The sequence below is a fragment of the Buttiauxella sp. 3AFRM03 genome (assembly GCF_003675305.1).
Taxonomy (GTDB): Bacteria; Pseudomonadota; Gammaproteobacteria; order Enterobacterales; family Enterobacteriaceae; genus Buttiauxella; species Buttiauxella ferragutiae.
In genome coordinates this window covers 3,996,616-4,009,448 of sequence record NZ_CP033076.1, presented here as the reverse complement: position 1 = coordinate 4,009,448, position 12,833 = coordinate 3,996,616, and the positions used below count along the sequence as shown (strand labels likewise).

Here is a 12,833-nt window from a genome sequence, read left to right as displayed (position 1 = left end):
ACGATCGTCTCATAGTGATACGAGGAAAATCATGAAAACATTCAATCCCGCCAGTTTTCGCAGCCAGTTTCCGGCGCTGGCTGATGCTGGTGTCTATCTCGATAGTGCCGCAACCACCCTTAAACCTCTCGCCGTCATTGAAGCGACTCAGCAGTTTTATAGCCTGAGCGCCGGTAATGTTCATCGTAGCCAATTTGCCGAAGCACAACGCCTTACTGAGCGTTATGAAGCCGCTCGTGATAGCGTCGCTGCGCTGCTCAACGCACCTTCGGGCAAAGACATCGTCTGGACACGTGGCACTACCGAAGCGATCAACATGGTCGCTCAATGCTACGCACGCCCTCGCCTACAAGCTGGCGACGAAATTATTGTTAGCGAAGCCGAGCACCACGCCAACTTTGTGCCGTGGTTAATGGTTGCAGAACAAACTGGCGCGAAAATTATCAAGCTACCGCTTGGCAAAGATTACCTCGCCGATTTAAGCAAATTGCCCGCGTTACTTAACGCACGAACCAAAATCCTCGCGTTGGGGCAAATGTCTAACGTCACCGGCGGCTGCCCGGATCTGGCCAAAGCGATTACACTTGCCCATGAAGCAGGCGCTGCTGTCATGGTTGACGGCGCACAAGGTGTGGTGCATTGCCCACCGGATGTACAAGCGTTAGATATCGATTTTTACGCTTTCTCCGCCCACAAACTGTATGGCCCAACCGGCATCGGTGCGCTCTATGGAAAAACTGCGCTGCTCGAAGAGATGTCTCCGTGGCTAGGCGGCGGGAAAATGATTACGCATGTCTCATTTGAAGGCTTTAAAACGCAGCCTGTGCCATATCGTTTTGAAGCGGGTACGCCAAACGTTGCGGGAGTTATTGGCCTGAGTGCAGCACTTGAGTGGCTCGAAAGCGTTGATTTAACCGAAGCTGAAACATATAGCCGTGGGCTGGCGACGCTTGCCGAAGCAGAACTGGCAAAGCGACCGGGTTTTCGCAGCTTCCGCTGCCAGGACTCGAGCCTGTTAGCATTTGATTTTGAAGGTGTTCACCACAACGACATGGTTACACTGTTGGCTGAATCGGGCATTTCACTGCGTGCTGGCCAGCATTGTGCTCAGCCTTTGCTTGCCGCATTGGGTGTTGCTGGCACCTTGCGTGCTTCTTTTGCCCCCTACAATACGCAGGCTGATGTCGATGCGCTGGTCAAAGCCATCGACAACGCGCTGGAAATTTTGGTGGATTAAATGACAAGTGGATTTTTAGCCGGTCACCCTTTTGGCACATCGATCACCGCTGACAGTTTACGAGACACTTTTGCTCCGTTGCAGCAGTGGGAAGATAAATATCGCCAGCTGATACTGCTGGGGAAACAACTTCCGGCACTTCCCGCAGACCTCAAACGCGATGAGATAGAAATTGCAGGCTGTGAAAACCGAGTCTGGTTGGGTCACAGCCTGCAGGCAAATGGCACGCTGCATTTCTATGGGGATAGTGAGGGGCGAATTGTTCGCGGTTTGCTGGCGGTGTTACTCACAGCAATCGAGGGGAAAACGGCTGAACAGTTGCTGAATGACGATCCGCTCACCCTGTTCGATGATTTAGGGCTGCGCAATCAGCTAAGCGCCTCGCGCAGCAGCGGGCTTGCGGCATTAGCGCAAGCCGTTCGTACCGCGGTTCAGCCCTGATTCCGCGCCGCTTTTGCCATCATTTTCTTTAAAACATGGGACACCGCCACAAAACCAAAGCTGGCGGTGACCATCGTTGCCGCACCAAAACCGGATGCACAGTCCATACGTTTCGGGCCATCGGCGGTACTTTTCATTGCACACACTGAACCATCAGCCTGCGGATAAACCAGCGCTTCGGTGGAAAACACGCAATCAATACCGAGCTTTCCTTTACTGTTCTTCACCACGCCAAAATCACTTTTTAGTCTTTCGCGCAGTTTTGCTGCCAGCGGATCCTGAATAGTCTTCGCCAGATCGACCACTTGAATCTGCGTAGGATCGATTTGCCCGCCTGCTCCACCGGTTGTAACCAGCGGGATCTTATTGCGTCGACAGTAAGCGATCAGAGCCGCTTTAGGGCGCACGCTATCAATAGCGTCAATAACGTAGCTAAAACCTTGATTAAGCAGCTGCGCGGTATTTTCCGCAGTAATAAAGTCATCCACTACCGTGACGCGGCATTCCGGGTTAATTTCACGAATACGCGCCGCCATCACTTCGGTCTTGGCCTGCCCGACGTTATCGCGCAATGCGTGAATCTGGCGGTTGGTGTTGGTCACGCAAACATCATCCATATCGATAAGCGTAATCGCACCGATACCGGTACGTGCCAGTGCTTCTGCCGCCCAGGAGCCGACGCCACCAATGCCAATCACGCAAACATGCGCATCCGCAAACAGTTGTAGGGCATTGCGGCCATACAAACGAGCAGTACCACCAAAGCGTTGCAGCCAGGCATCAGTCAACACTACAGACATTACGTTATCCTCGGAAAAATCTTTGCGGGTGTTCTTGCGGGTAAAGACGACGGGCTGATTATACAGCCCGTCAGGGGGAAAATTTAACCAGTAAATACGCTGTTGGTAGTACCTGGTGCGTTTTTCAGTACCCAAACGCGACCATAATGGTTGTACCAACCTGCTCGGTGACCGGCATCCGCGCCAATCCCCTGGTAGATATCAAAGTGCTGGCCTTTAATCGCACCACCAACATCCAGTGCTACCATCACGCGTAATTCATATTGCCCGCTGAATTTACCGTTGTTATCCAGTAACGGGACTTCTGCCAGAATCGTGGTGCCTGCTGGAATGATCGAGCGGTCCGATGCGACAGAGGCACGGCCAATTAACGGTACGGCACTCGCCCCTTTCACTGGCGCGAAGCTTGCAGGTTTAAAGAAGACAAAAGATGGGTTCTGCTCAAGCAGTTCCTGTACTTCGGCCTGGCTATGAGTTTCACCCCAGTGACGAATGGCTTGCATCGACATATCTTCTTTCTTTACTTCACCGCGGTCGATAAGCACCTTACCGATACTGCGATAAGCGTGGCCATTCTTGCCTGAGTAACCAAAGAAGGTTAATGGCTGGCCATCGCCAAAATCGATATAGCCACTGCCCTGCACATCCATAATGAAGTTATCCATTAAGGAGTTGCTGTAAGCAATAATGTAGCTGTCGCTCAGGGCACCACTGTAGATTTCGGCACGGGAAGGTAAACGTCCGCGTTTTGGTGGCATGCGGTAAATCGGATACTGGAACTCACCCTGACGGGTGTAACGCGCCTGCACGACTGGTGTGTAATAGCCGGTGAATTGCACGTTGCCGTAGTTGTCAGCACCTTCCATCTGCCAGGCGTCAATCCCGTACTGGCTCAACTTACTGGTATCGCCACCGGCCTGCAGCCACTGCTGAACCGCGCCGTAAACATCGCTCTTGCTATTATAGAGGCGAGGAGAGGCAGAACGAATCTGGTTAACTTGCTCAGCAAAGTCGCCACCGTTAATGGGCGCCCCTACCGCATCCGGGCGATTGACCAGGGAAAATGGCTGGGTGAACTTCCCGTCCTTATATTGCTGACCTTTATCTGTCGGTTTCGAGGAACAGCCAGCCAGAATGGCAACCATTACCCCAGTTACAATGTACTTCGTCCAACGTCCTATCATTACTTCCTCGCCCTGTTTATGCCGCATTACGCCACGGGAAGATAGCAAACACGCCGCAAGATTTAAACGAGTTGCGCCTCGCACAGCCCAGATGTGTTCGTTATTTGTACTTAAATTAAATTATTATCAGTTAGATGAGACAAATCGGGTATTTTTTAAAAAAAGGGTTGCATCAAAAGCCGAGCAGAGTATAGTGCGCTTCCACGGACGCGGGGTGGAGCAGCCTGGTAGCTCGTCGGGCTCATAACCCGAAGGTCGTCAGTTCAAATCTGGCCCCCGCAACCAATTAAAAAGTCGCTGAGTTTAGCGCGGTGGTGAAAACCATTAGCAGTAAATAGTTATACGGACGCGGGGTGGAGCAGCCTGGTAGCTCGTCGGGCTCATAACCCGAAGGTCGTCAGTTCAAATCTGGCCCCCGCAACCAACTAAGACGCTGAAGTTTAGCGCAATGATGAAAATCATTTGGGTACTAAAGAAGTTTACGGACGCGGGGTGGAGCAGCCTGGTAGCTCGTCGGGCTCATAACCCGAAGGTCGTCAGTTCAAATCTGGCCCCCGCAACCAACATTTAAACACCTTAACGGGTGTTTTTTTGTATCTGAAATCCGGGTGATTTGATGTCCACCCTACGAAATGCAGTTGTAGGTCGGATAAGCGCAAGCGTCATCCGACAATAAATTGGCTCTATCCACGCCGTGCTAATCGCGAACTATCCGCAAAGTACGCCCTAATCCCTGCCAGAATTGACTCCGCAACTTCCTGCTGGAAAGTTGCAGTACGCAGTTTGCGCTCTTCCTCAACGTTACTCAGAAATGCGGTTTCCACCAGAATCGATGGAATATCCGGTGCTTTCAGCACGGCAAAGCCAGCCTGATCAACACTGTTTTTATGCAGCTTGTTCACTCGACCCAATCGGGTCAGCACTTCTTTGCCGAATTTAAGGCTATCGTTGATGGTCAACGACTGCACCATATCGAACATCGTGTGGTCGAGATACCTGTCACCACTCTTACTCACCCCACCGATCAAGTCGGCAGCGTTCTGTGTTTGAGCAAGGAATTTTGCCGCCGTACTGGTGGCACCTTTGGTTGAAAGTGCAAAGACCGAGGAGCCGCGTGCCGCGCCTGAAGTAAACGCATCCGCATGAATAGAAACAAATAAATCAGCACGTTGCTTCTGCGCTTTCGCCACCCTGACTTTTAACGGGATAAACACATCCTCGTTACGCGTCATATAGGCTTTCATGTTCGCTTCTTTATCAATAAGCGCTTTCAGGCGACGAGCGATTTGCAGCACAATATCTTTTTCGCGCGTCTTATTTGGCCCGATGGCACCGGGATCTTCCCCGCCGTGCCCAGGATCGAGCATGATCACAATTGGCCTGTCGCGCCCGGCTTTACCCGGCTTCGGCCCTTGTTCAGGTGACGGTGGCGCATCTTTGTCCAGTTTGCCGTTGTTGTAATCTTCCAGCAGGGCTAACAGCGGATCTTGCTCGCTGTTCATATTGGCCGGATAGAGATCCATCACCAGGCGTTCTTTAAATTCTGCTACCGGTGCCAGGGCGAAAAGATGCGGCGTGACGTTCTGCTTGAGCTCAAAAACCATGCGCACAGTTTGCGGATCAAACTGCCCGACACGCGCTGATTTGATAAAAGGATCGTCGCCACGAATTTGGCCGCCAATACCTTTCAATACTGAATTTAAATTCACACCTTCAATGTCCACCACCACCCGATCGGGGTTGCTCAGTGCGAACTGCTTATACTTAAGCTCTTTGTTCGATTCCAGTGTGACACGAGTGTAGGACGATGCCGGCCAGACACGCACCGCCACGACCAGGCTCGAGGCTGCAAAGCCAACCTGGCTGACACTCAGTAGCCACATAGCGCCTGCGCCCTGCAATAAGCGGCGACGACTAATTAAAGAACGGGAATCAGACATAGCTCTCCTGAGCGGTGTTTTTCCGTGAACCAAATAACGACATTTATTTTTTGAGCCGAAAACTTTAGCGAAACATCCCCATACTGTCACTCATAAAAGGGTAAACATTCGCAATCAAGCCCCTGACAAGCCAGATGCAGAAATTTCTGCTTTGCGGTAAATCCTGCTTGCACCTGAAGCAATAAAAGAATAAAAATACAGAAATTACGAATAATCATGCAATGAGGGCTTGCCGTGGTGAAGGAACGTAGAACCGAACTGGTACAGGGATTCCGCCATTCTGTTCCCTATATAAATGCCCATCGGGGAAAAACGTTTGTCATTATGCTTGGCGGCGAAGCCATTGAACACGAGAACTTTTCCAGTATCGTCAATGATATTGGGCTGTTACACAGCCTGGGAATTCGTCTGGTGGTGGTGTATGGCGCGCGCCCGCAAATAGATGCCAATCTGGCTTCGCATAATCATGAACCTATCTATCACAAACATACGCGTGTCACTGATGCAAAAACCCTTGAGCTGGTAAAACAGGCAGCAGGATTATTGCAACTGGATATCACAGCACGTTTGTCCATGAGCCTTGGCAACACACCGTTGCAAGGGGCGCATATCAACGTCGTCAGCGGCAACTTTATTATCGCGCAACCGTTGGGCGTGGATGATGGCGTGGATTATTGCCACAGTGGCCGTGTTCGTCGTATCGACGAAGAAGCCATCCACCGTCAGCTTGATAACGGCGCAATCGTACTAATGGGCCCGGTCGCGGTTTCCGTCACGGGCGAAAGCTTCAACCTCACTTCAGAAGAGATTGCCACGCAACTTGCAGTCAAACTGAAAGCCGAAAAAATGATTGGCTTCTGCTCTTCTCAGGGCGTTATCGATGACAACGGCAATATCGTTTCAGAACTGTTCCCTAACGATGCACAAAAACGCATTGAAGAGCTTGAAGTAGCCGGGGACTATCACTCTGGCACCGTGCGTTTTCTGCGTGGTGCAGTGAAAGCCTGTCGCAGCGGCGTGCGTCGCAGTCATTTAATCAGCTATCAAGAAGATGGTGCGCTGTTGCAGGAACTGTTCTCCCGCGATGGCATTGGTACGCAGATTGTGATGGAGAGTGCGGAGCAAATTCGTCGTGCCACCATCAACGATATCGGCGGTATTCTGGAGCTGATTCGTCCGCTGGAACAGCAAGGGATTCTGGTGCGCCGCTCGCGTGAGCAACTGGAAATGGAGATCGACAAGTTCACCATTATTCAGCGCGACAACCTGACCATCGCTTGTGCTGCACTCTATCCGTTCCAGGAAGAGGGCATTGGTGAAATGGCCTGCGTTGCAGTTCATCCTGATTATCGCAGTTCATCACGCGGTGAAGTTTTGTTGCAGCGTATTGCTACGCAAGCCCGTCAAATGGGGCTGAGCAAACTGTTCGTGCTGACAACCCGGAGCATTCACTGGTTCCAGGAACGGGGCTTTATGCCGGTTGATGTTGAACTGCTGCCAGAAAGCAAAAAAGAGATGTACAACTACCAGCGCCGCTCGAAAGTGTTGATGGCTGATTTAGCTTAGGTTGATGACAAACCTTATTCTTTCGCAAAGCGAACATATATCACCAAATAAAAAACAAGGAAAATCAATTTATTGATTTTCGGCTAATAACCACAAAGAAGGAAAAACCACGTTTTTTCCTTCTTTGTCAGCACCCTAAGCTAGCCCTGAAAAGGCTAGCTAAAACTTTCCATCAATCCACTACGACGTTCCGTCTTCGTTACAATCGCTTTTTCTAACACCCGATCATCGGCGTACAAAGACAATTGATTGCGAGCACGAGTGATTGCGGTGTAGACCAACTCACGCGTCACCACTGCGGTGTATTGATTTGGCAAAACCAGTGCGGCGTGCTCGAATTCCGACCCTTGAGATTTATGCACCGTCATGGCGAATGCGGTTTCATGGCCAGGCAGACGGCTCGGCTGCACAGATTTGATGTTGCCATCCGGCATCGGGAACCAGACGCGCAGCCCCTCCCCCATGTCCAGAGCAATACCAATATCGCCGTTGAATAACCCCAACGAACTGTCGTTACGGGAAATCATAATTGGCCTGCCGTTATACCAGCGCGATACCGTCGGGTTTGGCCGCTCAATCAATCGTTTTTGAATCAGTGCCAGTTCGATACGGTTATTCAGGCCACTAACGCCAAACGGCCCCTCCCGCAACGCACACAGCAACTGATAACGGCCAAAGGCGTCAAGAATCACCGCGGGATCTGCATGGCTACGCATCAACTCAAGATAGGGCCGATAACCTTCCACCGTGTCGGCAATCATCCGCGCATAATCTTCAGTCTCACGGAGCGACTGTTTCGAAATATCACCAAAACCTTTTGAGAAGACCTCTCTGGCCTGCTTCACATCGCTGGCGTTAACGGCAAACGCCAGTTGCCCAATGCCGGACTTGCTATCAAAGCGGTAGCTTTTTTGCAGCAAACAAAGCCCATCACGCAATACGCTCGCCTGGCTGCCCTCACCCGCAGGCAGTGAATAGCCCGTCAGGTGGCTTAACTCAGTGGCTCTCTCCGGTGAATATCCGTGCGTGACGAAGTGGCATATATCTCCAAGCACCGCACCCGCTTCTACTGAAGCCAGTTGGTCACGGTCGCCGAGGAAAATCACGCGCGCATGGGCAGGCATTGCGTTGATCAATTTCGCCATCATCGGCAAGTCGACCATCGAAGCTTCATCAACCACCAGCACATCAAGATGCAGAGGATTCCCGGCATGGTAACGCAAGCGTTGGCTGTTGGGTTGCGCTCCCAGTAAGCGGTGCAGCGTACAGGCGTCGTTCGGTAATGCCGCTTTCTGCGCGTCATCCAGCGGCAAGCGGCGCAAGGCCGAACCCAGCGATTCCGTCAGCCGCGCCGCAGCTTTCCCGGTGGGTGCCGCAAGTTGGATACGCAAAGGTTTGTCATCCGAAAGCTGCACCAGGGCGGCGAGCAATTTGGCAACTGTAGTGGTTTTGCCGGTTCCCGGCCCACCAGAAATCACAGAAATGCGCCGCGTCAGGGCGACAGCTGCCGCCACCTTTTGCCAGTCGATATCAGCCATCGGTTCAAACAGTTGATTCAGAACGTGGATGACCTGTGTTCCGTCGAGAGTAATAACACGATTTTCCTCACCAAAAAACCGTGCTACCGACACTTCGTTTTGCCACATCCGATTGAGGTACAGCCGCTCACCAATCAGCTTCAGCGGCGTAGCACCTTCATGCTCACTCACTGCTTCAGAAGCAAGCAGCGCCTCGCGCCAGCCGGACTTTAGTGCAGCCAGGGAAAACAGTTGCTCTGCAAAATCGGGTTGTCGCCCGGCAAAACAGAACTCGGGCGTTAAACGAGAAAGAGGAATGCAGACATGACCTTCACCGGCATCATGGCTGACTAACGCGGCGGCCAGCATCACGGCGGGTTGCTCGTCACCGGCAATTATCATGGCAAACTGCGCATCGAGTGCGCGCAACAGCTTTTGCTCGACAGCCTGCTGTAACAGCTCAGACATTTTCATGGCGTCACCTCGTCCGTTTGTGCCGCGACATCCGTTTTCATTGCAAAGAGTGCGTCCATTTTCACAATCAATTGTTCATCAGGGCGGGTGGCAAAAATCCCCTGCGACGAGCCGTGGCTTTCAACACCGCGCAAGAAAAGATAAATGACTCCCCCGAAATGAGTCTGGTAGTCATAATCAGCAATGCGGTGGCGCAAATAACGGTGCAGCGCCAGGGTATACAACTGATATTGCAGATCATAGCGATGAGATTGCATTGCCGAAGCCATAGCTTCCTGAGTGTAAGCACTGCTGTCTTCGCCTAACCAGTTCGATTTATAATCCAGCAGGTAATAGCGCCCTTGCCAGCGGAACACCAGGTCGATAAACCCTTTCAGCATGCCACGCACTTGCCTGAAGTTTAACGGTGGGCAACCTGACGATAACGGATCATATTCACGCACCAGGGTATCCAGTTGCGTGGCCTGTAAATCACTCTCAATCGGCAGATAAAACTCCAGTTCGACCTGTTTCTCTCGTGGCGTTAATTGGTTGAGAGACACGCCCGTTTCATTCAACGGAGCCTGTAAAATTGTGCTTAACCAGTCGGTTAACACCGGCTGCCACTTCTCGCCAAAACCTTGTTCGTCTAACTGCTTAGCCATCCACGTTTCATCAAGTGGCTGAGTAAAATCAATGCCTTCGAATAAGCTATGCAGGAATGTGCCAGGTCCGGCCCCGCGAGGGAAGGTGTGCGGAGTGAGTAATGACTCACTTTGTACCGGCGCAGCCCCTGCAGCATCGACATCCAGTCGCGGCAATAAATCCTGTGCCAGGCTACTGCCATGCTGTTGCAAACCGGAATAACTGGTCACACGCCAGTTATCCGCCACCTGTCTTTTCATCATTCGGGCGCTAAGTTGCGGAAGTTCAGCACTCACGGGTTGCCATGGCGTGAAATCCTCAGACCCTGGTTCTTCAATGCTAATCGACTCGCTCGCCAGTTCCTGCAAACAAGCCTGAAGACCCGCAGCATCTTTCGCTTCACCTTTTTGCAGAAGATAACCTAATGCCCCAAGATGCAGGTCACTGGCTCCTTTTTTGGCGCGATTCCCTTTAAACAACGGGGCAACACCGAGACTGCAATGCCAGATAGAGCGAGTCAGAGCCACATACAACAGACGTAAATCTTCTGCCAGGCGCTCTTCTTCAGCGAGACTCAGGCTTTCAGCATCGTCGCTTAAATCCAGCAACGGCGCGAATGTAGAACGGTCGTGATACAAACCGCTGTTCTGCGCACGATAGTTGGCGATAAACGGTAACCAGACCAGCGGGTATTCCAGCCCTTTCGATTTGTGAATAGTGACGACTTGTACCAAATGGCGGTCGCTTTCAAGACGTAATTGTTGGCTGAAAGCGTTGCTATCAGGTTCGGCAACTTGCTGCGCCAACCAACGGACCAGAGCATGTTCGCTGTCAGTCTGTGAGGCTTCTTCTTGTAGCAATTCGCTGATATGCAGAATATCGGTCAGACGGCGCTCGCCACCTGGTGTAGCCAGTAAATTTTCGGCAATTTGGCGGCGGGCGATGAGCGCACGTAACATGGGCATGACGCCCCGACGCAACCAAATGTGCCGATACTCTGAAAACTCCTCGACCAGTTGATCCCAGGCGTTTTCATCTTCGTTAAGCGCTTCAATCATGCGGGCATCGAGACCTAACATACTGGTCGCGACTGCACTGCGCAGCGCGGTTTCCATTTCTGGAGCCAGCACCGCCTGCAAAATCCACAAAATTTCACGCGCTTCCGGTGTTGCGAATACCGAGTCGCGGTTTGAAAGATAGACGGACGGAATGTTCAGGCTCGCCAGGGCTTCGCGCACAATAGATGCCTCGCCACGGCTTCGAACCAGAATAGTAATATCCGATGACCGTACCGGTCGAGATTCTTCCCCCTTCCACAGCAACGCTTCGCCGCGCTGCCCGGCGCTTAACCAATCCCGTATCTGCTGCGCGCACTGCATCGCAATGGTTTGTTGGTAATCACTCACTCCGCAGCCATCGCCCGATTGCGCCCAGAACGACATCGCCGCCTGATTTTTACCTTTGAGGGTAAAACGCAGACCGCTATTTTTGGCTGCGGCTTTCACCGCTAAGAAAGGAATTTGCTGGAATAAGAAGGGATTATCCAATTGCTGAAACAGGGTATTCACACTGCTTATCATCCCTGGAGATGAGCGCCAGTTGGTGTCGAGCGTGTAGTGGGCACTTACCTCATGACGCGCTTTCATATAGGTAAAAATGTCCGCGCCACGGAATGCATATATCGCCTGTTTTGGGTCGCCAATAAGCAATAGCGCGGTGTCCGGCTGATTGATATACAAACGCCTGAAGATGCGATATTGCTGCGGGTCAGTATCCTGGAATTCATCAATCATCGCCGCCGGGAAGCGCCCGCGAATAGCAGCAGCTAGCGCATCGCCACCGGGTTTATGCAATGCCTCATCAAGGCGAGTCAGCATATCGTCGAATCCCAGCTCCCCTCGACGGCGTTTTTCCTGCTGAACCGTATAACGGATTTCCGCCATCGCGCGGGCAATGACTAAATCACGCAGCGTCAGCGGTTCGCCTAATAACGAGTTAATTGCTCTGAAAACCGGATGCTGTGGCGGCTGACCTTCTTTTGTTTTCTCATCCAACATCGATTGAGAGAATCGTTCGAGTTGCTCGGGCAATTTATAGGTCATGGTTTCTGTTTGCGCCCAGGTGCCAACAATATTCAACCAGTTAGGTAAGTTTTTACTGCTGTAGCTACGGCGATCAATTTTCGCTTCACTGAGAATCTGCACGATGTCGTCAGCACTTGCACGCCATTGTGCTTTTACATCCTCAATCGCAGTGATGATCTTTTGGTGACGCGCCAGCAGCGTTTCATCATCGGCAGGCGGTTGCTTCAGTACCGGCTGCTCACCTTGCAACCAGCTATTTATATCCCGGAGCAACTCTTCAGGCCCCGCCCATTCCTCAGCCATCACCTGCGCTACCGGCTTTGGCAGTGGATAACAATGGCGACGCCAGAAATCAGCACATGCATGGCGGCGCAACAGCGATTCATCTTCAATAAGCTGTTGCTCGAACAACATACCTGATTCAAAGGCATTCAGGCTGAGCATCCTTTGGCAAAAACCATGGATGGTAAAGATGGCGGCTTCGTCCATTTGCTGTTCAGCAAGACGCAAAATTTGTGCAGCCTGGTGAAGATCGGGGATCTCCGTCAGCAAGCTTTGGAACAGGGGATTTTCAGTACGGTTACGAACGCAGGCGATACGTAATTCATGAATATTGGCACGAATACGGCCACGGAGTTCTTCGGTCGCAGCCTGAGTAAACGTTACGACCAATAATTCTTCGACGGAGAGTGGACGAGGATGGGCATTTTTCCCACCCAGGCCAAGTAACAGGCGCAAATACAGCGCTGCAATGGTGAATGTTTTTCCGGTACCGGCAGAGGCTTCAATCAGCCTCTCCCCCGTCAAAGGTAAACTCAGGGGATTAAGAGGCTGCGTGGTTCCGGTCATTATTTACCCTTTGTCTTTCAAATTGCAGGTGTGTTGGCTGCTATACCCGTTAGCATTCGATCTGCTGGTAGGCGGCAAGGGAGCAAATCCCCGGGAGCTTACTTAAGTAAGCGACTG

At 51.8% G+C, this 12,833-nt stretch carries 8 protein-coding genes and 3 tRNA genes; 6 read left to right on the top strand and 5 right to left on the bottom strand.

Annotated elements, in window-relative coordinates; all coding sequences use genetic code 11:
- Positions 1-31 precede the first annotated feature (31 nt).
- Positions 32-1,237, top strand: coding sequence for a cysteine desulfurase CsdA (csdA, locus tag D8682_RS20155; protein WP_121814998.1), 1,206 nt, complete (start codon positions 32-34; stop codon positions 1,235-1,237).
- Complete coding sequence (gene csdE, locus D8682_RS20150) at positions 1,238-1,678, top strand: cysteine desulfurase sulfur acceptor subunit CsdE (protein ID WP_121814997.1); 441 nt, start codon at positions 1,238-1,240, stop codon at positions 1,676-1,678.
- Here the strand turns inward: csdE and tcdA are convergent.
- Both tcdA and mltA read right to left on the bottom strand, forming a co-directional pair.
- A complete protein-coding gene (tcdA, locus tag D8682_RS20145) occupies positions 1,669-2,478 on the bottom strand; it encodes a tRNA cyclic N6-threonylcarbamoyladenosine(37) synthase TcdA (protein ID WP_064543823.1) in 810 nt (269 codons plus the stop codon). The two genes, csdE and tcdA, sit on opposite strands and share 10 nt — an antisense overlap.
- Positions 2,479-2,561: 83 nt before the next feature.
- Positions 2,562-3,662: a murein transglycosylase A gene (gene mltA / locus D8682_RS20140; RefSeq protein WP_064543821.1), complete on the bottom strand. Its 1,101-nt coding sequence runs from the start codon at positions 3,660-3,662 to the stop codon at positions 2,562-2,564.
- 208 nt (positions 3,663-3,870) lie between these two features.
- On the opposite strand from mltA, the gene D8682_RS20135 reads away from it, so the two are divergent.
- The 3 genes from D8682_RS20135 to D8682_RS20125 all read left to right on the top strand — a co-directional run bounded on the left by D8682_RS20135 (position 3,871) and on the right by D8682_RS20125 (position 4,225).
- Positions 3,871-3,947 (top strand) — tRNA-Met (locus tag D8682_RS20135).
- Between the two features lie 62 nt (positions 3,948-4,009).
- Positions 4,010-4,086, top strand: a tRNA-Met gene (locus D8682_RS20130).
- 62 nt (positions 4,087-4,148) lie between these two features.
- Positions 4,149-4,225 (top strand) — tRNA-Met (locus tag D8682_RS20125).
- A gap of 120 nt (positions 4,226-4,345) precedes the next feature.
- Here the strand turns inward: D8682_RS20125 and amiC are convergent.
- Positions 4,346-5,602, bottom strand: coding sequence for an N-acetylmuramoyl-L-alanine amidase AmiC (gene amiC, locus D8682_RS20120; protein ID WP_064543819.1), 1,257 nt, complete (start codon positions 5,600-5,602; stop codon positions 4,346-4,348).
- A 234-nt stretch (positions 5,603-5,836) separates the two neighbouring features.
- Between amiC and argA the strand changes: the two genes are divergently transcribed.
- A complete protein-coding gene (gene argA, locus D8682_RS20115; RefSeq protein WP_064543818.1) occupies positions 5,837-7,168 on the top strand; it encodes an amino-acid N-acetyltransferase in 1,332 nt (443 codons plus the stop codon).
- A gap of 155 nt (positions 7,169-7,323) precedes the next feature.
- On the opposite strand, the gene recD is transcribed toward argA, so the two are convergent.
- Positions 7,324-9,159 carry an exodeoxyribonuclease V subunit alpha gene (recD, locus tag D8682_RS20110; RefSeq protein ID WP_121814996.1) on the bottom strand — a complete coding sequence of 612 codons (1,836 nt, stop codon included), beginning with the start codon at positions 9,157-9,159 and terminating at the stop codon, positions 7,324-7,326.
- On the bottom strand, positions 9,156-12,716 hold the full coding sequence (recB, locus tag D8682_RS20105) for an exodeoxyribonuclease V subunit beta (RefSeq protein WP_121814995.1): 3,561 nt from the start codon (positions 12,714-12,716) through the stop codon (positions 9,156-9,158). The genes recD and recB overlap by 4 nt, the downstream gene beginning before the upstream one ends.
- Between the last annotated feature and the right edge of the window lie 117 nt (positions 12,717-12,833).